Here is a 24,216-nt window from a genome sequence, read left to right as displayed (position 1 = left end):
TTCCGCACAAGTGAGCGGCCGTAGGCCATATAGATACATCGGCCGCGCAGCGGCCTTCCGCACCGAACGCGGAGGACCTGTCTGAGCAGCGAGGGTGGGCGCCAAGGTCTCCCCGCGAAACGCCCAAGTGTACAAAGCGATGGCGAAGCCGAGCCCCGCGAGGCCGAAGGCGAGCCATGGGCAAGATGCGAAACACGAAAAAATGCCCGGTATGCCGAGCGCCCCCCGCTAATCCACGATGAACCAAAAAAGGGCCGGATTGCTCCGGCCCTTTTTGTGTCCTTAGCTATCAGGCGACAGCGGCGATCAGGCGTACAGCGGGTTCGGCTTGTCGACGTCCAGCTTGTATTCCTTGATGGCGCGGCTCACGTCCTTCGCGTTGACCTTGCCGTCCTTCGCCAAGGCAGCCAGCGCGGCGTGGGCGATCCAGTAGCGATCGACCTCGAAGTGGCTGCGCAGGTTGGCACGCGTGTCGCTGCGGCCGAAGCCATCCGTACCCAGCACCGTGTAACGCATGCCATCCGGCATGAAGGCGCGCACCTGATCGGCGAACTCGCGAACGTAGTCCGTCGCGGCGATCGCCGGACCCTGACGCTCGCCGAGCAGGCCGGTGATGTACGGCACGCGCTGCGTGGCTTCCGGATGCAGGCGGTTCCAGCGCTCGGCGTCGAAGCCTTCGCGGCGGACTTCCGAGAAGCTCGGTACCGACCAGATATCCGACGTCACGCCGAAGTCCTTCTCCAGCAGCTCGGCCGCGGCGATGACTTCGCGCAGGATCGTGCCCGAGCCGAGCAGCTGCACGCGCGGCTCGTTCTTCTTCGCCTTGCCGCCGTCCTTGAACAGGTACATGCCCTTGACGATGCCTTCCTCGCTGCCCTTGGGCAGATCGGGGTGGGCATAGTTCTCGTTCATCACGGTGATGTAGTAGTAGACATCTTCCTGCTCCTGCATCATCCGGCGCGTGCCGTCCTGCAGGATCACCGCCAGTTCGTAGGAGAAGGTCGGGTCGTAGGAGATGACGTTCGGGATCGCGCCGGAGAGCAGGTGCGAATGACCGTCCTCGTGCTGCAGGCCTTCGCCGTTGAGCGTGGTGCGGCCCGAGGTGCCGCCGATGAGGAAGCCGCGCGCACGCATGTCGCCGGCCGCCCAGCAGAGGTCGCCGATACGCTGGAAACCGAACATCGAGTAGTAGATGAAGAACGGCAGCATCGCCACGTTGCTGATGCTGTAGCTTGTCGCCGCGGCCAGCCAGGCGCTCATGCCGCCGGCTTCGCTGATACCTTCCTGGAGGACCTGGCCCTTCTGGTCTTCGCGGTAGTACAGCAACTGGTCGGCATCCTGCGGACGATACTTCTGGCCGAACGGCGCGTAGATGCCGATCTGGCGGAACATGCCTTCCATACCGAAGGTACGGGCTTCGTCGGCAACGATCGGCACCAGGCGCGGGCCGAGTTCCTTGTCACGCAGCATGAGGTTCATGCCGCGAACCAGGGCCATCGTGGTCGAGATCTCGCGATCGCCCGTGCCCTTGGTGATCTGCTCGAAGGCTTCGAGCGTGGGCGCGGTGAACGACTTGTCCGATTTGCGACGACGCTGCGGCAGGAAACCGCCCAGCGCGCGACGGCGCTCGAGCATGTACTGCACTTCTTCCGAGTCCTTGCCCGGGTGGTAGTACGGCACGTCCTCGAGCTTGTCGTCGGGAATGGGGATATTGAAGCGGTCGCGGAAGGCGCGGATCGCGTCGGTGTCCATCTTCTTCTGGTTGTGCGCCGGGTTCTGCGATTCGCCCGCCGCGCCCATGCCATAACCCTTCACCGTCTTGGCGAGGACCACGGTGGGCATGCCCTTGGTGTTCACCGCCGCGTGGTAGGCCGCGTAGACCTTGTGCGGATCGTGACCGCCACGGTTGAGGCGCCAGATGTCGTCGTCGGACATGTTGGCGACGAGGGCTGCGGTTTCCGGGTACTTGCCGAAGAACTTCTCGCGCGTGTACGCGCCGCCGAAGGCCTTGCAGGCCTGGTATTCGCCGTCGACGGTTTCCATCATCAGCTGGCGCAGCTTGCCCGTGGTGTCGCGGGCAAGGAGCGGATCCCAGTAGCTGCCCCAGGCCACCTTGATGGCATTCCAGCCAGCGCCGCGGAACACGCCTTCCAGCTCCTGGATGATCTTGCCGTTGCCGCGCACCGGGCCGTCGAGGCGCTGCAGGTTGCAGTTGATGACGAAGATGAGGTTATCCAGGCCTTCGCGGCCGGCCAGGGAGATCGCACCCAGCGACTCCGGCTCGTCCGACTCGCCGTCGCCCATGAAGCACCAGATCTTGCGATCGGACTTCGGGATGAGGCCGCGGTGCTCGAGGTACTTCCAGAACTGGGCCTGGTAGATCGCCTGGATCGGGCCAAGGCCCATGGACACGGTCGGTACCTGCCAGTAGTCCGGCATCAGGTAAGGATGCGGATACGAGGATAGACCCTTGCCCTTGCCTTCCACTTCCATGCGGAAGAGATCGAGCTGTTCTTCGCTGATACGGCCTTCGAGGAAGGAGCGCGCGTACACGCCGGGCGCCGAATGGCCCTGGTGGAACACCAGGTCGCCCGGGTGGTCGGCGCTCGGGGCGCGCCAGAAATGGTTGAAGCCGACGTCGTACAAGGTCGCCGAGGAGGCGAAGCTGGAGATATGACCGCCGAGGTCGCCCGGCTTGCGGTTGGCGCGCACGACGGTGGCCAGCGCGTTCCAGCGGATCAGCGAGCGGATGCGCCATTCGATGGCGGCATTGCCGGGGCTGCGCGCTTCCATATGCGGCGGGATGGTGTTCACGTACTCGGTGGTCGGGTCGAACGGCAGGTAGCCGCCGGAGCGACGCGTGGAGTCGACCATGCGCTCCAGCAGGAAGTGCGCGCGCTCGGTGCCATCGTGATTGATGACGGCGTTGAGCGACTCGACCCACTCTCGGGTTTCGGTGGGGTCGAGGTCCTGGTTCAGGATATCGTCGATCTGGTCCATGGATGCTCCGCTCGCGCGTGGCGCGCGCTTCATGAGGTCTGTAGAGCCCGCTGGGGTGGCGGGAAAACCTTTCCATGATACCGCGAAGTTTTCACATACGCGGCGGTATGGGGGTTTGTCTCGTGATAAAACGTTCTGTAGCAGGGGTTTTCGCGGCCTGGCCCGGCTGGCGCCGGGATCGCCGCTGAAGCGGCTCCCACACAAGACCCGCGCAGGTCTTGTGTGGGAGCCGATTTATCGGCGATTGCGACACAAAACACCGATCAATCAATCATTTACAACAGTCCGGGGCTTGCCCGCCCGAATCTGCGCTTCGACACCGGCCACCGCGGTCATGTTGACCACCCGACGGACCGTCGCCTGCGGGGTAAGGATGTGGGCCGGCTTGGCCACGCCCATGAGGATCGGGCCGATGACCACGCCGTCGCAGAGCACGCGAACCATGTTGTAGGCCGTGTTGGCGGCGTCCAGGTTCGGGAAGACGAAGACGTTGGCCTTACCTTCCAGGCGCGAGTTCGGGAATATCCTCTCGCGTAGTTCGGGGGTCAGGGCGACATCGGCCTGCATCTCGCCTTCGACCTCGAGGCGCGGAGCTTTCTCGCGGATCAGGCGCAGCGCGTCGCGCATCTTCTTCGAACTGCGGGTCTCGCGGCCGCCGAAGTTGGAGTTGGAAAGCAGCGCGATCTTGGGCTGGATACCGAACAGCTTCAGGCGAAGCGATGCCTGCAGGGTGGCCTCGGCGATCTGCTCGGCCGTGGGGTCGTCCTGCACATAGGTATCGAGGAAGAAGAAGGTGCCCTTCTCCGTCGACACCGCCGCCATGGCGGATGCCTCGGCAATACCCTCGTCCAGACCGATGATGTCGGTGATGTAGTCGAGCTTGCTGTGATAGGTGCCGACCAGGCCACAGATCATCGCGTCGGCCTCGCCCCGCTCCACCATGAGCGCCGCGATCACCGTCGGACGCGAGCGAACCACGGCTTTGGCCGAGGCCGGCGTGACGCCGCGGCGCTCCATGATCGAGTGATACAGGCGCCAGTAGTCCTCGAAGCGCGGATCCGAGTGGATGTTGCACATCTCGAAATCCACGCCTGGCTTCAGGCGCAGTCCGGCACGCGCGATACGGCGCTCGATCACGTCGGGGCGGCCGACAAGGATCGGCCGGGCCAGGCCTTCGTCGACCACCGTCTGCACGGCGCGCAGCGTGGTTTCTTCCTCGCCTTCGGCATAGACCACGCGCTTCGGATCGGCCTTGGCACGATCGAACACCGGCTTCATGAGCAGGCCGGTGCGGAAGACGAAGCTGGTGAGCTGGTCGATATATGCCGGGAAATCCTGGATGGGGCGTTCGGCCACGCCGGAATCCATCGCCGCCTGGGCGATCGCCGGCGGCAGCTGGATCAGCAGCCGCGGATCGAACGGCTGCGGAATCAGGTACTCGGGACCGAAACTCGGCGGCTTGCCGCCATACGCGCGTGCGCTGACGTCGGACGCCTCGCGTCGCGCCAGCTCCGCGATGGCCTTCACGCAGGCAACCTTCATCTGCTCGTTGATCACCGATGCGCCGACATCGAGCGCACCGCGGAACAGATAGGGAAAGCAAAGCGCGTTATTGACCTGGTTCGGGTAGTCCGAACGACCCGTGGCCATGATGCAGTCCGGACGGACAGCCTTGGCATCTTCCGGAAGGATCTCGGGATTCGGGTTGGCCAGCGCGAAGATGATCGGGCGCTCGGCCATGGTCGCGACCATCTCCGGCTTGAGGATGCCGCCGGCGGAGAGACCCAGGAAGATGTCCGCGCCGACGACGATCTCGGCGAGCGTGCGCTTGTCCGTGTCGCGGGCGTAGCGCTGCTTGTCCGGGTCCAGGTCGGTGCGGCCGGTGTGCAGCACGCCGTCGCGATCGAAGGCGAGGATGTTCTCGCGCTTCAGGCCGAGCGTCACCAGCATGTCGACGCAGGAGATGCCTGCGGCGCCCATGCCCGTGGTGGCGAGCTTCACGTCTTCGATTTTCTTGCCGGTGACCAGCAGCGCATTGATGACCGCCGCACCGACGATGATCGCCGTACCGTGCTGGTCGTCGTGGAACACGGGAATCTTCATCCGCTCGCGCAGGTTGCGCTCGACGATGAAACATTCCGGTGCCTTGATGTCTTCGAGGTTGATGCCGCCGAACGTGGGCTCGAGGCTGGCAATGATCTCGACCAGCTTGTCCGGATCGTTCTCGTTGATCTCGATGTCGAACACATCGATACCGGCGAACTTCTGGAACAGGACGCCCTTGCCTTCCATCACCGGCTTGCTGGCCAGGGCACCGATGTTGCCCAGGCCGAGCACCGCGGTGCCGTTGGTGATCACGGCGACAAGGTTGGAGCGCGCCGTGAGTTCGGCGGCCTCGCGGGGGTCGGCGACGATCGCGTCGCACGCCGCCGCGACGCCGGGCGAATAAGCCAGGGAAAGATCGCGCTGGGTCAGCAGCGAGGTGGTCGGGGTGACCTTGATCTTGCCCGGACGGGGAAGGCGGTGGTACTCGAGCGCGGCTTGCCGCAGTTCCTCGGAGATGGCCATGGGGTCCTGTGGGGAGCTTGATGGAAGGAACGAACAGCGGGCCGGAGGCCTCGCCGTGAAGCGTCGATGTTAGCACCGCCTTGGCAAATCGCCGGACCCGGGGTGTGTTGCATTGCGACATCCAGTGATATGAAAAGGCGACATATCAGCCATGCGATAGCCGACAGATTGCGCCTGTCGCGACAGCTAAGGTCGACAGCCCTTCGTGCTTAACGAGACTGTCATGTCGCGCTTGTTTCTTGTTACGGCCCTTGGTTGCGGCCTTTTGCCTGGGGTCTGCCCGGCAACCGCCGCCACGGTCGATGAGCCGTCGCTCCGCCGCATCCTGCTTCGACTGCCCGACGATGCCAGCCGCACGAGCGACGTCAGCCTTCCCATCGATGCCACCCGGTCCTCGCTGTTCCACCTCCGTGATTCGGGCACGCTCCCAAGAGCGCTCGCGGCGAAATTCCCTGGCTTGCGGAGTTTCCGCGGCGCCGACGACCACGGCCGGACGGTACGGCTCGATGTGTCGAAGGCGGGCGTAAGAAGCAGTGTCCGCGATGGCGATGCAGAGTGGATTCTTCGCCCGGGCGACCTCGCTGCGCGAGCGCGCGGCGATTCCTCGCTTCCGCACGCCGGTGCCGCTACCAGGGCATCCGCCCTCCCCGAGGGCATGGCCATGCCGCGTGGCGGCAGCAGCGTGCGCTACGACTTCCGGCTGGCCGTGGCCGCGGACAGCCATTATGTCGCCCGCTTTGGCGGGACGGTCGAGGGCGCGCTCGGCGAGATCGTCCACGCGGTGAATCGCGCGAATGAGGTCTTCGAAACCGATGTCGGCGTGCACTTCACCCTGGTCGACGACAACGAGAAAATCATCCGTGCCGATCCCGGACGCGATCCCTTCCGCGGTAGCGATCCAGGCCCCGCCGCCGTACGGCTGATCGACCGCGAGATCGGCCGGCGAAACTACGATATCGGCCACGCCGTCACCACGTACGTCGGCGGCGAAAGCCATATCGGCAACACGTGCAGCGACGATCGTCGTGCCGATTTCTTCGCCACCCATAAAGCGGCGGCCTGGAGTGGCCATGCCCGGCCGGACACCGAGCCCTATGCCGTCGGCTTCATGATTCACGTACTCGGTCGCCAACTGGGTGCCTGGCCGACCGCTGCCGGTTGCGGCCGGATGACCCTCCCCGATCGGGCGGTGGAACCCGGCGGCGGCAGCACGGCCATGGGCTTCGCACCGTCTGCCTGTGGCGGCAGCGCGCAGTGGCTGCAACCCCGCTCGGACCTGTATTTCCACGCCGCGAACATCGACCAGATGCGTGCCTGGCTGGGTTCGCGGGGCGGACGCTGTGCCCGGAAGCGCATCAATGCGGTGCCCGCCCCGTGGATCGATCCCCTGCCCCTGGCCGAGGAGAAGATCGTTCCGGCGCGCACGCCCTTCGTTCTCGAAGCCTCGGCCGAGCCGGCAACGCACGGTGACCGCCTGACCTACACGTGGGAGCAAATGGATGCCGGCGACGAGCAGCGCGGTGTGCTGGCGGACAACGGCCACGGCCCACTGTTTCGTTCGTTCGCACCGGCGAAGACAGGCATCCGGCACTTTCCCAGGATGGCCGTGGTCCTCGGCCACGAAACCGCCGGCCCCGGCGAGACCCTGCCGACGACCTCACGCCTGCTCAACTTTCGGCTGACCGTGAGGGACAACGGTGGCGAGCAGGCGACCATCGCCAGCGCCGACACCCGCGTACGTGTCGTCGACACCGGACGACCGTTCGCCGTGTTGCTGCCGGATGCCGCCACGCGCGGCGTGGGTGGCGGGAACGTACGCGTGCGATGGGATGTCGCCGGGACCACCGCCGCACCGATCGATTGTCACTTCGTCGACATCGACCTCTCGCTCGACGGCGGCGCTTCGTGGCTCGACACGCCGCTGGCGACGGATGTGCGGAACGACGGCGACACGGAGGTGGCCCTGCCGTCCCTCGGCGCCCCGTCCGGGCATGCAAGGTTACGTGTGCGCTGCGACTGGCGACCCTTCTTCGCGGTGTCGCCCGCCGATTTCACGGTGCTGCCGGGACCGTGACTTGCGAAGGCTCACAGGCCGAGGGAAATTTCCTCGGCCTCGACGCCCGCCATGTGGATGTGGTTGACGAACAACGAAAACGCCAGCTTCCCGGCCAGACCATGCACGTGCTGCATCCACGGCGGCAGATAACGCGGCGCGACGATATCCCCGCTAGCGAAGTGGGCCTCGAGGCTCATCACGTCGTGCAGGGCGAGCTTGCCGGCGAACAGGTTGCGCAACAGGTCGAGGCGACGCTGGCGCAGTGCCCAGCGGAAGAACGTATGCACCGCCAGGAGACCGGAAAGGTAGACGTTGTCCTTCGCGAAGGCCGAGCCGCCGGTCAGCGGTACGCCACGAAACACACGCTGCGCGGAGTGGAAGCTGTCCGCCACGTTCTGCCCGCATTCGCGGAAATAACGGAACACGTCGACGAAGTCCGCACCGCTCAGCGCCATATCGATCGCAAGGATGCGCAGGCTGATGCGCTTGAGCCGCGAAATGTCGATCGCACCCGACATCAGCTCGGCGAACACGGCCAGGCCCTCCTGCGTGGCGGTGACGCGAGGCGACGTACGCGCCAGCGAGGCGAGCACGGGTTGCTCGCGACCGTTGAGCGCGGTGAGCGAATGGACGAATGCCTCGTGCGCCAGCAACTGGTGTCGGTCGTATTCGGTGAAGTGAATGCCGCCACGCAGGCGGATGCGGGTCGCACCCGCCGCGGCCTTCGCGGTGAGTTCGGGATCCACCTCGACCGAGATGGTGCCCGGCGAGAAGAAGGCGTCGAGCATGTCGGACATGTCGCGGCGCAGTTCTTCGGCCGGAATGGTGCCTGTCGCGTCCTCGGTCTGCAGATCGGCACCCAGCTCGTCGGCGAGGTCGACGAAATAGCGGGCGGCGTCGAGGTTGCTGCGATTGCTCCCGGGGATGGCGTCGCCGGGCTTGCCGTAGAGCGCCACGGAGGCCACCGTCACGCCATCGGTGCCTGCGGCATCGAGCATTTCGGTGGCCACGCGCCAGGATTCCGCCGTGCGCCGCAGGTACTCGGCGATCGGATGGTCCTCGCAGACCTCCCGCTCGATCGCTTCCAGCTCGGCCCGGGTGCCACCCAGGTCGGGCGGCCGATAGCGGATATCCGGCAGGGAAAGCCGGCCGGCACCGAACTCCGCGATCAAGTGCTCTTCGACCGAGGCCGGCCACGACACCGTCGGCAGGATGCGGATGGCTCGGACGGCGGCCAGCAGTCGCTGGTCCAGCGTCGCGTAGCGCCGCATTTCCGGGGTGAGATGAGGCGGGAGGACGTGGGCGTGCATGGGGCGGAAGTATAGGCCGGGGGGCCGTTTCAGCGCGAAGAGATGTATTTCTCGCGACGAATGTGCTGGACCGGGAGCCCATGCTCCTTCAGCGCCGCGAAGGCGGCGTCGACCATGTTCGGATTGCCGCAGAGGTAGGCAATGTCCTGCTCGCCACTGGGCTCCAGCTCCGCCAGCATGTCCTGGACATAGCCCAGGCGGTCGTGGGGACGCGGGTTCGGCCGCGCGCCGCGGCTGAGGCAGGGGTGGAAATCGAAGCCTTCATGGGTGCGCGCGAAAGCCTCGAACTCCTCGCCGTAGAGCAGCTCTCCCTCGTTCCGGGCGCCGTAAAGGAGCACGAAGCGGCAACCGCGGCTGGCGATCAGGCTGGCGATCTGCGGCAGCATGGCGCGGTAGGGGGTCACGCCGGTGCCCGTGGCGATCAGGATGTAGCGCGCGTTCCGGTCGCCGTCCATCAGGCAGAAACGGCCGTACGGGCCGCTTGCGTCGATCGTCTCACCGGCTTGCAGACCGCCCAGCAGCCGGGTCGCCGCCCCACCCTCCACGTAGCTCACGGCGATCTCGATCCGCTCGACCGGCCCGGTCCCGTCGCCGATCGTGCCCACCGAATAGCTGCGCTTGGTCGGTTTGCCGTCGTCGTACTGGAAGTGGACCTGGAGGAACTGCCCTGGCACGAAGGCCAGCGGCTGGCCGTCGGCACGCTCGAACGACAGGTGCCGCACCGAGGGGGCGAGCATGAAGCTGTCGGCGAGTCGGAGCTGGAATTGTTCGGCCATGGAAAGTCTCTGTTGACGTGCGGGAACAAGGTGGACAGACAAAGCCCGGTATAATAGGCGGCTTGTCATCCCGGCGCAGCCCATGACCACTCCTGCTTTAAACGTCAATAATTTACGGAAGACCTACGGCAACGGCGTGGAGGCCCTCAAGGGCATCTCCCTGACCGTCGAGCAGGGCGATTTCTTCGCCCTGCTGGGGCCTAACGGCGCCGGCAAGTCGACCCTCATCGGCATCCTTTCCTCCCTGGTCAACTCGACCTCGGGCGACGCGGAGGTGTTCGGGGTCTCGATCCACAAGCACCGCAGCGAAGCCATGCGGCTGATCGGCCTGGTGCCCCAGGAGCTCAACTTCAACCAGTTCGAGAAGCCCTTCGACATCTGCGTCAACCAGGCCGGGTTCTACGGCATCGGTCGCGCCGAGGCATCCGAGCGCGCCGAGAAGTACCTGAAGGAGCTGCGTCTGTGGGACAAGGCGCACCTGCAGGCACGGACCCTTTCGGGCGGCATGAAGCGCCGCCTGATGATCGCCCGCGCCATGATGAACGAGCCGAAGCTGCTGATCCTCGACGAACCCACCGCGGGCGTCGATATCGAAATCCGCCGTTCCATGTGGCAGTTCGTCAGCGGGATCAATGCCGCCGGCACCACGGTGATCCTCACCACGCACTACCTCGAGGAAGCCGAGCAACTCTGCCGCAACATCGCGATCATCGACCAGGGCCGCATCGTGCAGAACACCGCGATGAAGAGCCTGCTGGCCACGCTGGACGTGGAAACCTTCGTCCTGGACGTTCCCCGCGCGCCCGGCATCCTTCCCGCCCTGCCCGGTGTCGTCCTGCGCACGCTGGACGATCACACCATCGAAGCCGAGATGTCCCGCTCCCACGACCTGAACTCGCTGTTCGCCGCGCTTTCCGAACACGGCGTCACCGTGACCTCGATGCGCAACAAGTCCAATCGCCTCGAAGAGCTCTTCGTCCGACTGGTCGAGCACGGCAGGGAGAACGCCGCATGAGCGCCGCTACCAACCTCGTCGCGCTGAACACCATCGTTCGCCGCGAGATCGCTCGCATCCTGCGCATCTGGACGCAGACGCTGATCCCGCCGGCGATCACGATGACGCTGTACTTCGTCATCTTCGGCAAGCTCATCGGCAGCCGCATCGGCCTGATGCATGGCTTCACGTACATGCAGTACATCGTGCCGGGCCTGGTCATGATGAGCATCATCACGAACAGCTACGGCAATATCTCCTCGTCGTTCTTCGGCGCGAAGTTCGGCCGTTTCGTCGAGGAAATGCTTGTCTCGCCGATGCCCAACTGGGTGATCCTGCTCGGCTACGTGACCGGCGCGGTCACCCGCGGCGTGATCGTGGGCGCGCTGGTGCTGGTGATCGCGCTGTTCTTCACCGACCTGCATGTGGCCCATCCGATCATCACCTTCGTCTCGGTGGTGCTCGGCGCCACCGTGTTCTCGCTAGCCGGCTTCGTCAACGCCGTGTTCGCCAAGAAGTTCGACGACATCGCCCTGGTACCGACCTTCGTACTGACCCCGCTCACCTACCTGGGTGGCGTGTTCTATTCGGTCGACCTGCTCGGCGAGCCGTGGCACACCATCTCGCTGGCCAATCCGATCCTCTACATGGTCAACGCCTTCCGCTTCGGCGTCCTCGGCGTGAGCGACGTGCCGATCGTCACCGCGTTCGTGGTGATGCTGGTCTTCGTGGCCGGCCTGAGCTTCGTCGCCTTGCGCCTCCTGTCGCGCGGCGTGGGTCTGCGCTCGTAACGCCATGCGGGTCAACAAGTACATCAGCGAAGCCGGCTTGTGCTCACGCCGCGAAGCGGACGAGCTGCTCGTCGCCGGCCGCGTCACGATCAACGACGACGTGGTCGGCATGGGTGCCAAGGCGCTCGAAGGTGACGTCGTGCGCGTCGACGGCGAGATCGTCGTCGCGCGCACGATGGCGCCGGAGTCCGCGAAATCCCGCGGCGTCTACATCGCACTGAACAAGCCCGTCGGCATCACCTGCACCACGGACCAGACAGTCGACGGCAATATCGTCGACTTCGTCGACCATCCGCAGCGCATCTTTCCCATCGGGCGCCTCGACAAGGATTCCGAGGGCCTGATCCTGCTGACCAGCAACGGCGACATCGTCAACGAGATCCTGCGCTCGGAAAATCGTCACGAGAAGGAATACCTCGTGGCGGTGAACAAGGCGGTGACCGACGAGTTCATCCGCGGCATGGCCAAGGGCGTGCGCGTGCACAACCAGATGACCGATCCTTGCCGCGTGCGCAAGATCGCGAAATTCGGCTTCTCCATCGTGCTCACGCAGGGCCTCAACCGGCAGATCCGCCTGATGGCGGCTGCGTTCGGTTATCGCGTCACGCAGCTGCGCCGCGTGCGCATCATCAATGTGAAGCTCGGGCACCTCAAGCCGGGTCAGTGGCGCAACCTGACCGAGGCCGAGCTCAAGGGCTTGTTGCCGGAGCGCACGCGCTGGTAGCGCCGCGGCGGAGTCCGTCGCGCGCCCTACGGCGGCCGGGAATCCGCTGACATAGCAACGGGAAGCATGACCGCAACCGTCTGGGGCACCCCCGACGGCGGCTCCTCATGCGTTCTCCGACACTACGTGGGCCGACATGAAGACGGCCCCGGACCCGAACAAGGATGTTCCACCGACATGAAATGCGTACTACGGCTGGCATGCGTCGCCGCCCTGCTCCCCTGTCCCGCACTCGCCGCCAAGCCGACCGCGGTCGACATTCATCACCAGCTCATTCGCTACCGCGTCGCGGAGGAGGGCGTGGGCCGTGCGCTCGATTACAGCACACGCGAGTTCGTTGCCAACTTCCTCGAAGATCCAGACTCTCCCTACAGTGCGCTGCGCGGCGCACCCCCGATCGCCAATGAAATCTGGTGGTCCGATTTCGTCGACAGCCTGCCCTTCAACGCCGCCGACAAGCCGGCGGTCGCCCTCGACATGCTGCAGTGGCAGAGCGGGTTCACCAAGGCGAGGCCGGGCATCGAGGTTGCCGTGGATGCCGCCGCGGCGCGTCGATATCGCGGTCGCGAGGTCGCCGCCAATGCGATCAAGGCGGGCGTCGATGCCGATATCTTCTGGAAGGCCTCGGACATGAACGGTGCCATGTCCACGGTCGCCGCCGGCCACGCCGTGGCGCTACAGCTGCTTCGCGAACTGAGCCGGATGAAGGCGACCACGGATGACGATCAGGCGCATGGAATCAAGCCCGACGTCCTTGCGCGCTACCTCGCGCAGCGCAATCCGCAGAACATCGACGAGAACGACCAACGCTACCTCGCCGATCTGCTGCGCTACGCGATATCGAAGGGCGATTTCACCGTCGACACCGACGGGCACAGGCAACTTCCCGCCGCCTACCGCGTCGCCCGCGTCGCAGCAGCGTATCGCGATGCGAAGGGTTACATCAACGCCAATGGTTACTGCCTTGGCAACGAGCCTCACCCAAGGGAGCCGAGCGGTTCCGATGCCACCGAGTACAACCGCCCGCTCTGTTTCGTCGCAGCCACCGACCGGGCGGTGCAGTCCTGGTTCCGCCGGCAGATGCGCGAGGAAGCGTCCAGCGTACGCCTCGCCCACCAGGCAACGGACACCGCGTCCGCACGTCTTTCCTTCTGGCTCAACACGGTGCTCGTCCTGACCGACCTCGCCCCGTTCGTCGAGATCGGCGAGGCCGCCGTCGTCGACGAGATGGTCGGCGCGGGGGCCCTCGCCGAAGACGGAGCGGCGTTTGCCGAAGACCGTGCCAACCAGCTGACCTGCAGGATCCGCAAATGACGAACCGCACCACCTTGAACGTTCTGCGCCTGGGCGCATTGGCATGGAGCCTGTCGGCCTCGATGGCCCATGCCGGAAAGATCGCCATTGCGCCAGCCGCCGGCGAAGGGATCGTCGCCATGCTCAACGGCGAGTCGACGCTCTTTGCCAACGCCTATCGGACCATGCTCGCGAAGGAAGGCATCGCTACCACCGGTAACTCCACCGCCTGGAACCGGGTCAGGTTCGCCACACATTCGCCCACGGTGGCGCGCATGGAATATACGTTCGTGAGGAACGGCCGCCAGTTCACGCGTATCTATCATGCGCGAAGCGGCCCCGCCATGGAGGTCGTTCTCAGCCGGATCGATTTCACTGCCCCCGGTAACGGCTCGCGAAGCGGATCGAGCGGCACCGAATCGGAAGGCTCCAGGCCTTACAAGATCACCGAAGAGGATATCGCGAAGGACTTCGCCGAACGCAAGTACTACCCCATCGACACGGAATTCAATGTCCGCGCCCCCAATCTTCCGCCGCAGGATTCCGTGCTCGAGTCCCTCGCCACGAACAACGGCGGCGACGCGGAGTTGAAGATCTTTCGGCAGATCGAGAACGATATCGCCACGAAGACGGTGTCCCGCGGCGGAAGACTCGTCGGCTATGTAAGCAAGGCGGTTTGCCAGTCCTGCAGTGCGGCGTCGGTGGCGCTGGCGGAATCGTTTGGCATCGAGGGCCATATCTACCAACTGGTCGAAGCGGCAACCGGCGTGCCCCTCCCGCGCGATCCGAAGCTGCTCGCAAGCGGCGAATCGTCCGCCGAACTGAAAAGCCTGCGCAAGGCCTACGCGGCGAGCCATTTCAAGCGCGACACCGTGACCGACCCTGGCGAGACGTCGTGGGCGGGTACCGAGGCCCTCGAACACATCGATCGCATCGAGGCAGAAGAAGCCCGGACCGCGCTCGCGGCGCCGTGTGGTGACTGACATGAGAAAGCACGGGCGAGCAGTGGCTGTCTGCGTGGCTCTGCTGGGAAGCGCTGGCACGCATGCCACCAGCACCTCGGGTATCGACGTACTGTCGCACCTCCAGCGCGAGCGGGTCGCCCGTCTGGGCGTCGCCGAGGCGTTCGCCGGTTCGGAGAGCACGTTGCTGAGCCAACTGCTCAGCGAACCGACATCGCCTTACTCGGCAACCGTCGAGAAGCCCGATTTCACCAACGACATCGACTGGCCCGAGATACTTGCGGGCTTGCCTGGCGAGGTGTCGACGGCGTCGGCTGTGGCGGTTCTCGACTGGGATCTGGGCTTGACGCGCGCCCGACCCGGGCGCGACGTAGAAACACGCGCCGGCTACAAGGACACCTTCGTCGCCGCCAGCGCCACGAAGGCGGATGTCGATGCGGACATCTTCTGGCACATGGTCGATCTCACCGGCTTTCGCCACTCGACGCGGGCGGCGACCTACGCCGTGGCCATGCAGCTGTTGCGCGAACAGGTACGCCATACGGCGCCCGCGCGCCGGGCCGTACTCGGGATCGACGAGGGGGTATTCGAGCGCGTCATGGCGGCGGCCTATCTCGACCAGATCTCCCACCATGACATGCAGTACCTGTCCACCCTCGTGCAACACCGACTGATCCACTGGCAGCCGGGCGGGCGGGCCACGAGCGGTCTCAGGCAACTTCCCATCGCCTTTCGCATTGCCCGCGTCGCCGCGGCGTATCGCGACTCGCAAGGCTACGTCGGCAGTTTTCCGTGCCGGCCCGACGCCACCCCATGGGAGGGCAGGGCGGGAACGGGAACGGACGGCGACCCGCGTCCGCTCTGCTTCGCCGCCGCGACCGATCGCGCGGTCCATCGTTGGTACGTCGAGGAATCCGGCAGACAAGCGGCATGGGTCCCGCCGCATAAGCAAAGCGGCATGCAACGGCTGGCGGGCTTCGCCGCAGCCGTGCTGGTACTACTCGACCTCGCGGCCCTGGTCGAAGTCGTCGAGGCCGTCGTGGCCGACGATCTGGTGACCGCGGAATCACTGACGCCGGCCGAGGCCGACGTGGCCGCCGAACGAGCCGACCTTCTTTTCTGCCCCCTCCCGGAATGAACGCCATGCGCTTTTCCCGTCTTGCCGTCTTCTCGGCCGGCCTCCTTGCCTTTGCCAACTCGCCAACGACGACGGCCGGTGTCGTCGAACTGGAGCGCGTCACGCTCGACGAAGGCAATGTCACCGCGTTGCTCGAAGTCACCAGCCAGTTTTACGTCGACGCCATGCGCGCGCTGATCGATGAGCGCTACCGCGACGACTACCGTGCGATCCGCTGGGAAGCGCTGGAAGATGCCATGCGCGACGCACCCGTCGCCCGTTTCGAGTATCGATTCACTATCGACGGTGTGCCTGGCGTAAGGGTTTACCACGCCATGGGCGGCCTGCCACTGAGCTCCGTGGCGAAGTCGGTGTTCGAAGGCCCTACGCGGCCGGGTACGCCGGAGACGCCCTCCAGCCCCACGGAGTCGGAGGACGAGCAATGGCAAGCGGGTCGCCGCGCCTCCTCGGTCGACGAGGTCGCCGTGGACCTGACCGACGAGCGCTTCTATACCCATTTCGACGACGTCAACGTACGCGCGCCGGTGCTGGCCGACGATGAATCCGTTCTCGACGCCTTCGTCGTGGAAGGCAGGTGGCGCGCGTTCGACCCGGAGTTCAAGGCGCTGCGAGCCATCGAGAAGGACCTGAAAAGCGGCACGATTCCTCGTGGCGGGAGCGTCTACGGCACCGTGAGCGATATAGCGTGCACGTCCTGCGAGTACGCGATGACGCGTTTTGGAGAAATCTATGAGGTCGACTTCCGGGTGGCGCAGGTCTTTCCCTCCCTGCCTCGCGTGGCGCAGAGCGAACTCATCGCCTCGGGCAGCGCCCGCCTGAAAGGCAACCAGCTGGTGGATGCGATCAGCGAGCGCCCCCTGCTGGCGGCCGACCTCCTGCGTGGCGCCCGCGAGGGTCAGTTTCGCAGGTCGCTGAGTCCGCGCGCCATGGGACGAAGCTTCAAGGGCACGCCATGGGCACGCCGCTCGTTCCAGCTCAACCCCGCCCGGCTTCCACGTCTTTCGGAAAGCTCGTCGGAGGACTCTCCGCCGTCCAGGCCTCGCGTCTTGAGGGCTTCGACACCCGACTGCTGAGGACGCGAAAGGGCGTCCGCGGGCCCGGCATGCGATCATGGGCGTATGAATGCCTTCGCCCAGACCGCCCTGTCCCCCGCCCTCCTCGCCGCCGTGGAATCGCTCGGCTACACGGAGATGACACCGATCCAGCGGGAAAGCCTGCCATCGATCCTCGACGGCCGCGACGTGATCGCCCAGGCCAAGACCGGCAGCGGAAAGACGGCAGCGTTCGGCCTGGGCCTGCTCCAGCAACTCGACCTGACGCAGATCCGCCTGCAGGCCCTGGTGCTGTGCCCCACCCGTGAACTCGCCGACCAGGTGAGCAAGGCCATCCGCCGCCTGGCGGTGAACCTGCCCAATGTGAAGCTGCTGACCCTGTGCGGCGGCATGCCGCTGGGTCCGCAGCTCGCCTCGCTCGAGCACGATCCACACATCGTCGTCGGGACGCCAGGGCGCGTGCAGGAACACCTCAAGCGCGAGAGCCTGCATGGCGGCGGGATCAAGGTACTGGTGCTCGACGAAGCCGACCGCATGCTCGACATGGGCTTCGAGGAAGCGATCGACGATATCGTCAAGCGTATTTCGAAGCATCACCAGACACTGCTTTTCTCCGCGACGTACCCCGACGCGATCCGCGCCGTCAGTGGTCGCGTGCAGCGCGACCCGGTCACGGTCACCGTGGAGGAGACGCACGATGAGAACACCATCGAGCAGCGCATGATCGAGGTGGAGCCGGCGAACAAGCCCGATGTGCTGTCACGCATCCTGACTCACGAGAAGCCGGAAGCGACCCTGGTCTTCTGCAATATGCGCAAGGACACCGAGGCGCTCGCCGCGGAACTCGATCGCCGTGGATTCTCGCCGCTGGCATTGCACGGCGATCTCGAGCAGCGCGACCGCGACGAAGTGCTCGTCCGTTTCGCCAACCGCAGCTGCAACATACTCGTCGCCACGGATGTCGCGGCGCGTGGTCTGGACATCATCGATCTACCCCTCGTGATCAGCTACGACGTCGCGCACGACGCCGACACCCATACCCACCGGGTCGGCCGGACCGGACGCGCCGGTGCGAAGGGCCTGGCGATCACGCTGGTCGGCTCGCGCGAGCAACCGAAGATCCGCGCTATCGAGGAACGCCTGGGCGGCCCGATGCTGCGCTACCCGGCCAAACCCGTCGGTGACGGCCGCAAGGTACTCAACCTCGCGGCGATGAAAACCCTCGTGATCGACGCCGGCCGTCAGGACAAGCTGCGCCCGGGCGATATCCTGGGCGCCCTTACCGGGGACGCCGGCCTAGAGGCCAAGGACATCGGCAAGATCGACGTCTTCGCCACCCGCGCCTACGTCGCGATCCGCAGGGACCTGGCCAACAAGGCTCTTGAACGCCTGCGTGCCGGCAAGATCAAGGGCCGCAACTTTCGTGTTCGTCCGCTGGCCTGATCGTCGCGCCTGCGTCAGTAAGATCGCGGCGCCGCACAGTACGCCGAGACGCCGCCCGCGGGCGGCGGCGTTGGTGGACCGGGACCGGGACCGGGACCGGAGGTCGTCGACGATGCGAGCGCCGACGTGAAGAAGGCGACGCGCTTCCGCATGAAGCGTTGGGACGCCCATGCGCTGTCGCTCGACAAGACATTCACGTGCACATCGATGTCGTACTGGAGGGCGAACATGCGGACCGCCATGTCGCAGGACAGGCACATCGGTTGACTGACGAACGCCGTGACTTCGCCGCCCAGCGGTACACGCCGGTTGATGATATCGCGCTCGATGCTACGCACGGCCTTCAACTCCGCGTCATTGCGGCGCGCGTCGGAGCCCCTGCCGTCATCCAGCGCGGTCCAGGTAATCGCCGACCTGTCCGAAGGCAGAAGCATGGCATGCACTTCGGCAGGCTGCGTCTGCACGTAGCTGCTGAAAGGCGCCGGGGTGGGCCCACGCACATCCAACCTCGGCGGTTCCTCACCGGATCGCGCGTAGTACGTCCGGGTGTGCTCCTTGCCCTTGGAGACGTAGGTGTACTGAAAAGTCGCGAAGGTGGAAGAGAAGAACTGACGCGCGAACGCCCGAAACGCGTGGCGGTTGCCCCGCATGTGCGAGGTCGCGCTGACGAACCATTCCACCGATGGAATCGCGTGGTGAAGGAAGCTCAGACGCAATTGCCACAGAACGACGTCATCGTAGTCGTAGGTCCATTCATAGGTTTTCACCTCACCCGCCGAGACCGTGGTTCCCACCGCTGCAAGCAGAAGCGCCAGGGTTGCCCTCGCGATTCGACATCCTCGTTCGCGGATCACCGGCGACTGCCGAAACACAGATGAGCGGCGAGGTGACTATCGAGTACTTCCGCTGCTTCTTCGTCGGAGAATCCCCCACGCATGTGGTCCTCGATGAGCAGGCGGTCGGCGGTTTCGGTATGCCCCGCATGCCGGGCAATGCGTTCGCCATGCGGCGTGGTTTCCCGCACGGACCGCGCGTGGGCGAGCGAAGCCAGCGCCGGTCCAAGCTCGACGGGCCATAAGCCGTGGTGCGATTCGTCCTGGGTCATCTGCAGGTCGAGCACCCGCCGAAACCAGGCGTGCAGCGCACGATCGCTGGCATGGGACGCGCAGAGCTCACGCCTCGGATCGTATGGGCTCAATGCCGCGACCTTGCGGTTCGCCAGGCCCTTCGCGGTGCAGGGTGGATCTCCCACATAAGGCAGCGACTGGCGATACGCCGCCGCCACCCGCGCGATGCGGAACGGCAGGGGAATCTCTCGATGGCCGTAGATCGTCGTTCGCCCCGCGTGCCATCCCGATCTTTCCGATTCGACGATGTTCGCCAGATACGACCAATCCGAGCCGACGATTTCCGCTATCCGGTCGGCCATCATGAAGCGAAAAACCACCATCTCGCGAATGCCCGACACCCGGCGTCTCGCCTCCGGGAGCACGTGAACGCGGTCACGTGCGAGCTGGGCGGCAACCGCGTAGTAAGCGGCAACCGCGTAATGGCCTTCGCCGAACAGGCGAAGGGACTGCAAGAAGATATCCACCGACACTCCCGCCTTGATGAGATTGGCCTGGACCAACGCATCTCCGGCGAGGGAGACGGGCTGGTCGCCCGCGGATAGTCCTGGCAGCGCATGGGTGAAGCCCAGATCCCATGCCACCGTGCGTATCGCATCGAGGTCCGTCATCGGTGTATCGAGTTCCTCCGCCATGCGCCGAAGTGCCCGTTGCCACGGCATACCGCCGAGCTTCCATTGCCGCGGGTCGGCGGCCGCGCTGTAGACCGACGACGGCTCGGCGAGCAACCCCGACGCAAAGCGGTCATCGTCGCGCATCGCCGCGGCAAGACCGTCAGCCTTGATGCGCTCTTCCATCCAGACCGCCGTGAAATCGCCCACCGGCGGTGAACGATGAGCCTGGTCGTTCGATGGAGCGGCAAGACCTCGGCCGGAAGTGAGCCCCAGGGCGCATCCGAGCAAGGAAGCGGCGAGGCGCGGGCGCAGGCGCCTCGAAGGGTTGTCGAACATGGGTAATGTCCCTCGTGGTCGAGACCGATGACAGGCGGTGGCCCGCAGCGAATGCCGTCAGCTGGCGCGGAAGAAGTAACTCACCAGCAACGCGGCGGCGACTTCCCGCACCTGGCGAAGCGCCCGGAACAGGGGCGTCCTGCGGCCATCGAGGTTCGCGCCATCCACGTAGTTGATTCGAACCGTCGCGCCAGTTTCACTGGCGAAACGGCGCAAGGCGGGACTGCACGACACGCACGGCCTTTGACTGACGAATCCGACGAGCTCGCCACGGGCCATCTCGGGATTCAGGCGAATGTCGCTCTTCAGCGTCTGCAGTATCTTGATCTCGGCATCGTTGGCTCGATTGGCCTGGGGATCGTGACTCGGCAGCACGGTCGAGCCCGGCACCGCGACGGCCGTCCTCGCAAACCGAAAAACGCCGACATCGGGTAGGTAGTGTGCCTCGGTCGTTCCGGGTTCGGACAGGTCGCTCGCTCCTGCCGGAATGTATCGTGCGAAGTCGTGGTTCGAACGCGATACGTAGATGCGTGTGTGGCGAACGCCGCCTGCATGCCAGCTGTACTCGAAGAACGCGAACGTCCCCCTCAGCAACTGGTCGCGGAATTTGCGCAGCGAGGACTCGCTTACCCCGCCGTGAAGGTCGCGCGCGGCGTCGGTGATGTAGCCATGCATGCCCTGCGCATAGACGTTAATCAGAAAGCCGAGACGATGCATGATCGTACCCTCGACATCCTCCGTGTAACCGGCTTCGATCACCCAGCCGGGCGAGGGATCGGGAAGTTCCACCGGTGATGGCTTTGGCTTGGGCGCATCGGCCCTGCCTTGCGCTGACGCGACCGCGCCGCCGAAGCAGAGCAAGGCGACGAGGCCCAGGCGTGCCGTCAGAATGAAGAATCGACGCATGCTCAGTGCTTCTCCGGGTTCAATAGATTCACGGCACGACGGATGACCGGTAGCGACGCTTCGTAGGAGAGATCGCCATCGGCCACCAGCCGATTGACGATCTTCATCTCCACGACTTCCTTGCGTATGACGGCATCCAGCGAGCCATCGGCGAGCGCATGCTCACCGAACTGTGTGTAGCGGAACGGCCGGGTGATGTTCTGCCAGTGGGGATCGCCGGTCTCGCTGCGGCGCTTTTCCGTCATTTCGCGCCGCAGTTGCCGCACGAACCAGGCGTACACCGCGCGGTCCGTCGCATCGTTGAAGCACAGCGGGCGAGAATCGTCGCCGCCCTTACCCGCCGTGAACGGATTTCGCTGCCGGGGTGTGAGGCATGGTTGAACATCGAAGGGCTGCTGATCGCGATATGCCGCCGCCATACGCGCGACGCGTAGCGGCACGGACAAGCGCGGAAGCAGAGGATTGCGGGGCGCGTCGATATCCCAATCGCGTACCGCGCCATCGAGCAGAATGGCGAGGTACTGTCGATCGAACTCGGACGGTCGCCATTGACGCGGGGTGGACGACATACCGTTGAGGACGTCCGGTCGCAGTCCGATCCGTTTCTGCTCGGCCACCGGCGTGTTGCTCAGCTTATCCCGCAGCAGCTGCGCGGCAACGGCGTACATCGCACCGATCGCCGGATAGTCGTTGCCGACCATGTCCCGCACGGCAATCACGATGTCCGCGTCGATGTCCGCCTTGGTATGGCTGGGTACGCCGGGATAGCTGTTGATGGGAAAGCCATAGAAGTCGGCGACATCGGTCCATGGGCGGCTTTTGGTGAAGCCGAGTTCCCGCTGCTTTCGCTGACTGATCTCGCGCTGACTGGGCACATGCCCGGCGACGGTCAGCATCTTTGCAGCCAGGCGCACCGCGTCGTTGAGCGCCTGAAGATCGCGCTCGGCCTGGGACGAGTACGGTGACGACGGCTCGGCCAGCACCCACGCCGCGTAGCTCTCGTCGGTGCCGGAGAGGACATAGGAGGCGTTGCCATCCAACTGGGCATAGGCGCGAATGAGCGTGACCAGCGCGCTGTGGGTCGGTCGCCGGATCGCCAGGGGAAACGCGATGACAGGACGACCCGCGACGCACATGGCGGGGGCCCTGCCTCGTATCGGGGGCGCCTGCGCGGGACGAAATCGTTCGCGACCGATGAGTGAACTGCGGACCGTCGTCAGATACGCCGCCCGCCGGGCACGGAAGAGATGGTTGGTCTGTGAACCCGTCGCCAGGTTTTCATTCGCCACCAGGCTCAACTCATAGGCATTGGCGAAGTTGCTCAGCGCCTGGCTGCAGGCCAGGCAGATCGGACGACTGACGAAGACGGTGGCAAACCCACCCTTATCCACCACGTGGTCGTTCAAGTCCTTTTCCAGCGTCCGTACTGCTTTTATCTCTGCGTCTTGCAGATCCCACGTCGCTTCGGGCCGGGGCGCCGGCATATGCCAGGGCACCCGTGTGTTGCCGTCGTCCTGAATCGTCGCCATGACCTCGCCTGGCCATGGCTCGAGCCAATCCGGCAAGTCGGACGTCAACAACGACTCCGGCCCGCTGTCGACGCTCCCGCGGCTGCCGGACATGGCGTAATAGGTTCGCGAACGGGACACGCCGTCCGCGCCCCGGTACGTGTAGAACAGCGTGACGAAGGTCGAATCGGTCATGCGCTGCTCGAAGGCCTGCCAGTTCTGTTCGGTCGCCGGTCTGATGCCCTGATTGGCCTGATCGATATAGCGCGCCGAAAGGCCGTCGGCGTAGAAGCGGAAGCCGTTCATCAGCGCGTTGACCGCGGTTCCGTTCGGGTCATCGTCGAGTACGCGGCTGCCGACCACCACCGCGCCGACCGACAGGCTGGCCACGGCGCCACAGGCCATGAGGCCCCCGCGAACCAGGCGACGAAGGACCACGCGATTCATAGCGCGCTCCCCCGGCATAGTCGGTCGGCGGCGAGTTCCTCCAGCGCGTCCAGTGTCGCGGCTCTGACCCGGCCCTGCCATACCAGTTCGCGTGTGGTCGTGGCCGACACCACCTCGGTGTCCAGGGAGGCATCGGGCGCATCCCCCACGAACGCACCCAACCACGCCGGGTGCAGCCGGTCGACGGCTTTGATAAGGGGAGCCGCCGCGGATGCCATCGTGTCCGGATCCTCCCGCTTCTCAGCCAGATCGTCACGTAAGGCGGCGCCATACCAGGCGAGCACACGACGGTCGATCATGTCCGCGAAGCAGAAAGGTCGCGTCGCATCGGCCAGGCTGGCCGCCGCCACAGCTGTGACGACGACGCCATCGTTCGCGCAGGGGAAGGGTGCCTTGTAGGTCTTCGACTGGTACGCCGCCGCGGCGCGCGCCACGCGAACCGCCGTGGGCACCTGGCGATATCCGTAGGCGGAAGGCGGCACTTCACGCCGCGACGAGAGCTCGTTCTCGAGCAGTCGCATCAGGTAGGAGGTTTCCACATCGGTCAGCGCGAAGGCCCTGCGCGCTGCCATCATGTGTTCCAGGGGACCGGACCATAGACCGCTGTACGTTTCGCCCGAGGCGCGTGCCGCGGCGAGCTTCTCCCGCAGCAATTGAGCGGCCACGGCGAGATTCGCGGCGAGCAGCGCATTTCCCGGCCCAGCGAGCAACTGCGCCTGCGTGAAGAGGTCGCGGTCGATACCGGCCTTGACGATGTTCGCTGCGACCCAGGGCTTTCCGAGTTCGGGAAAGCTGTGCAGGAGCGGCATTTCGACGCCGGGGCGCGCACGGGTCAGTCCGAGGTCCCAACGAAAACTGGTTTGGGTCTGCAGCAGCGACATGTGGAACCCCTGAAGACCCAGCAACGACCAGGCGGAACGCCATGTCGCATCCACGCCCGTTACGCTGAGGGGAGCGAGTTCGGTGTAAAGGTTTGCCGGGTCGACCAGCGCCAGCCGTTCCACCTCGGAATCGTCGCCAAGAGGCGATGCGAATGGCGTGATCTGCCATGTCCGTTCGGTGATCAACTCGCTGATGAAGTCCCCAGGAAGCGGACGGGGGTAGATAGAAAAAGGCGTGGACTGCTGAGCCGACGACGCCCCGCACCAAAGGCATGCGAGCCCTGCCAGAC

At 65.3% G+C, this 24,216-nt stretch carries 18 protein-coding genes; 9 read left to right on the top strand and 9 right to left on the bottom strand.

Annotated features, from left to right (window positions below; translation table 11 throughout):
* Nucleotides 1-306: 306 nt before the first annotated feature.
* Together aceE and VM621_RS06730 are read right to left on the bottom strand one after the other, a co-directional pair.
* On the bottom strand, nt 307-3,000 hold the full coding sequence (gene aceE, locus VM621_RS06735; protein ID WP_325468202.1) for a pyruvate dehydrogenase (acetyl-transferring), homodimeric type: 2,694 nt from the start codon (nt 2,998-3,000) through the stop codon (nt 307-309).
* Nucleotides 3,001-3,267: 267 nt separating this feature from the next.
* Nucleotides 3,268-5,568, bottom strand: coding sequence for an NADP-dependent malic enzyme (locus tag VM621_RS06730; RefSeq protein ID WP_325468201.1), 2,301 nt, complete (start codon nt 5,566-5,568; stop codon nt 3,268-3,270).
* Nucleotides 5,569-5,791: 223 nt separating this feature from the next.
* Between VM621_RS06730 and VM621_RS06725 the strand changes: the two genes are divergently transcribed.
* The gene (locus VM621_RS06725; protein ID WP_325468200.1) at nt 5,792-7,642 is read left to right on the top strand and encodes a reprolysin-like metallopeptidase; all 1,851 of its coding nucleotides are present in this window, start codon (nt 5,792-5,794) and stop codon (nt 7,640-7,642) included.
* 11 nt (nt 7,643-7,653) lie between these two features.
* On the opposite strand, the gene VM621_RS06720 is transcribed toward VM621_RS06725, so the two are convergent.
* Complete coding sequence (locus VM621_RS06720) at nt 7,654-8,934, bottom strand: flavohemoglobin expression-modulating QEGLA motif protein (protein ID WP_325468199.1); 1,281 nt, start codon at nt 8,932-8,934, stop codon at nt 7,654-7,656.
* A gap of 29 nt (nt 8,935-8,963) precedes the next feature.
* Entirely contained in the window at nt 8,964-9,710 is a 747-nt protein-coding gene (locus tag VM621_RS06715; RefSeq protein ID WP_325468198.1) for an FAD-binding oxidoreductase, read from the bottom strand.
* Nucleotides 9,711-9,792: 82 nt separating this feature from the next.
* Here VM621_RS06715 and VM621_RS06710 point away from each other — a divergent pair, with 82 nt between their 5' ends.
* The 8 genes from VM621_RS06710 (at nt 9,793) to dbpA (ending at nt 18,107) form a co-directional block, all read left to right on the top strand.
* Nucleotides 9,793-10,725, top strand: a complete 933-nt coding sequence (locus VM621_RS06710; protein ID WP_325468197.1) for an ABC transporter ATP-binding protein — start codon at nt 9,793-9,795, stop codon at nt 10,723-10,725.
* A complete protein-coding gene (locus VM621_RS06705; RefSeq protein WP_325468196.1) occupies nt 10,722-11,495 on the top strand; it encodes an ABC transporter permease in 774 nt (257 codons plus the stop codon). The genes VM621_RS06710 and VM621_RS06705 overlap by 4 nt, the downstream gene beginning before the upstream one ends.
* Nucleotides 11,496-11,499: 4 nt before the next feature.
* The gene (locus VM621_RS06700; protein WP_325468195.1) at nt 11,500-12,219 is read left to right on the top strand and encodes a pseudouridine synthase; all 720 of its coding nucleotides are present in this window, start codon (nt 11,500-11,502) and stop codon (nt 12,217-12,219) included.
* A gap of 177 nt (nt 12,220-12,396) precedes the next feature.
* Nucleotides 12,397-13,533, top strand: a complete 1,137-nt coding sequence (locus VM621_RS06695; protein ID WP_325468194.1) for a hypothetical protein — start codon at nt 12,397-12,399, stop codon at nt 13,531-13,533.
* Nucleotides 13,530-14,495: a hypothetical protein gene (locus VM621_RS06690; RefSeq protein WP_325468193.1), complete on the top strand. Its 966-nt coding sequence runs from the start codon at nt 13,530-13,532 to the stop codon at nt 14,493-14,495. The genes VM621_RS06695 and VM621_RS06690 overlap by 4 nt, the downstream gene beginning before the upstream one ends.
* Nucleotides 14,496-14,529: 34 nt before the next feature.
* Nucleotides 14,530-15,612, top strand: a complete 1,083-nt coding sequence (locus VM621_RS06685) for a hypothetical protein (RefSeq protein WP_325468192.1) — start codon at nt 14,530-14,532, stop codon at nt 15,610-15,612.
* Between the two features lie 5 nt (nt 15,613-15,617).
* Entirely contained in the window at nt 15,618-16,685 is a 1,068-nt protein-coding gene (locus tag VM621_RS06680) for a hypothetical protein (RefSeq protein WP_325468191.1), read from the top strand.
* 45 nt (nt 16,686-16,730) lie between these two features.
* Nucleotides 16,731-18,107 (top strand): ATP-dependent RNA helicase DbpA, encoded by a 1,377-nt coding sequence (gene dbpA / locus VM621_RS06675; protein ID WP_325468190.1) that lies wholly within the window; start codon nt 16,731-16,733, stop codon nt 18,105-18,107.
* Between the two features lie 14 nt (nt 18,108-18,121).
* Here the strand turns inward: dbpA and VM621_RS06670 are convergent, their stop codons facing one another.
* From VM621_RS06670 to VM621_RS06650, 5 genes are all read right to left on the bottom strand, one after another.
* Complete coding sequence (locus tag VM621_RS06670) at nt 18,122-18,874, bottom strand: hypothetical protein (RefSeq protein ID WP_325468189.1); 753 nt, start codon at nt 18,872-18,874, stop codon at nt 18,122-18,124.
* 83 nt (nt 18,875-18,957) lie between these two features.
* Complete coding sequence (locus VM621_RS06665) at nt 18,958-20,184, bottom strand: hypothetical protein (RefSeq protein ID WP_325468188.1); 1,227 nt, start codon at nt 20,182-20,184, stop codon at nt 18,958-18,960.
* A gap of 57 nt (nt 20,185-20,241) precedes the next feature.
* Nucleotides 20,242-21,090: a hypothetical protein gene (locus tag VM621_RS06660; protein WP_325468187.1), complete on the bottom strand. Its 849-nt coding sequence runs from the start codon at nt 21,088-21,090 to the stop codon at nt 20,242-20,244.
* A gap of 2 nt (nt 21,091-21,092) precedes the next feature.
* A complete protein-coding gene (locus VM621_RS06655) occupies nt 21,093-23,045 on the bottom strand; it encodes a hypothetical protein (RefSeq protein ID WP_325468186.1) in 1,953 nt (650 codons plus the stop codon).
* Nucleotides 23,042-24,112 (bottom strand): hypothetical protein, encoded by a 1,071-nt coding sequence (locus VM621_RS06650; RefSeq protein WP_325468185.1) that lies wholly within the window; start codon nt 24,110-24,112, stop codon nt 23,042-23,044. Before VM621_RS06650 ends, VM621_RS06655 begins: the two co-directional genes overlap by 4 nt.
* Between the last annotated feature and the right edge of the window lie 104 nt (nt 24,113-24,216).

The sequence above is a fragment of the Luteibacter sp. genome, assembly GCF_035539195.1.
GTDB lineage: Bacteria > Pseudomonadota > Gammaproteobacteria > Xanthomonadales > Rhodanobacteraceae > Luteibacter.
The sequence above is the reverse complement of the archived record's forward strand: the minus strand, read 5'-3'. Positions and strand labels throughout refer to the sequence as shown.

Bases quoted from the DNA above. Each gene is read 5' to 3' on its own strand.
- aceE (WP_325468202.1), bottom strand. From the start codon at position 3,000: ATGGACCAGATCGACGATATCCTGAACCAGGACCTCGACCCCACCGAA.
- VM621_RS06730 (WP_325468201.1), bottom strand. From the start codon at position 5,568: ATGGCCATCTCCGAGGAACTGCGGCAAGCCGCGCTCGAGTACCACCGC.
- VM621_RS06725 (WP_325468200.1), top strand. From the start codon at position 5,792: ATGTCGCGCTTGTTTCTTGTTACGGCCCTTGGTTGCGGCCTTTTGCCT.
- VM621_RS06720 (WP_325468199.1), bottom strand. From the start codon at position 8,934: ATGCACGCCCACGTCCTCCCGCCTCATCTCACCCCGGAAATGCGGCGC.
- VM621_RS06715 (WP_325468198.1), bottom strand. From the start codon at position 9,710: ATGGCCGAACAATTCCAGCTCCGACTCGCCGACAGCTTCATGCTCGCC.
- VM621_RS06710 (WP_325468197.1), top strand. From the start codon at position 9,793: ATGACCACTCCTGCTTTAAACGTCAATAATTTACGGAAGACCTACGGC.
- VM621_RS06705 (WP_325468196.1), top strand. From the start codon at position 10,722: ATGAGCGCCGCTACCAACCTCGTCGCGCTGAACACCATCGTTCGCCGC.
- VM621_RS06700 (WP_325468195.1), top strand. From the start codon at position 11,500: ATGCGGGTCAACAAGTACATCAGCGAAGCCGGCTTGTGCTCACGCCGC.
- VM621_RS06695 (WP_325468194.1), top strand. From the start codon at position 12,397: ATGAAATGCGTACTACGGCTGGCATGCGTCGCCGCCCTGCTCCCCTGT.
- VM621_RS06690 (WP_325468193.1), top strand. From the start codon at position 13,530: ATGACGAACCGCACCACCTTGAACGTTCTGCGCCTGGGCGCATTGGCA.
- VM621_RS06680 (WP_325468191.1), top strand. From the start codon at position 15,618: ATGCGCTTTTCCCGTCTTGCCGTCTTCTCGGCCGGCCTCCTTGCCTTT.
- dbpA (WP_325468190.1), top strand. From the start codon at position 16,731: ATGAATGCCTTCGCCCAGACCGCCCTGTCCCCCGCCCTCCTCGCCGCC.
- VM621_RS06665 (WP_325468188.1), bottom strand. From the start codon at position 20,184: ATGTTCGACAACCCTTCGAGGCGCCTGCGCCCGCGCCTCGCCGCTTCC.
- VM621_RS06660 (WP_325468187.1), bottom strand. From the start codon at position 21,090: ATGCGTCGATTCTTCATTCTGACGGCACGCCTGGGCCTCGTCGCCTTG.
- VM621_RS06655 (WP_325468186.1), bottom strand. From the start codon at position 23,045: ATGAATCGCGTGGTCCTTCGTCGCCTGGTTCGCGGGGGCCTCATGGCC.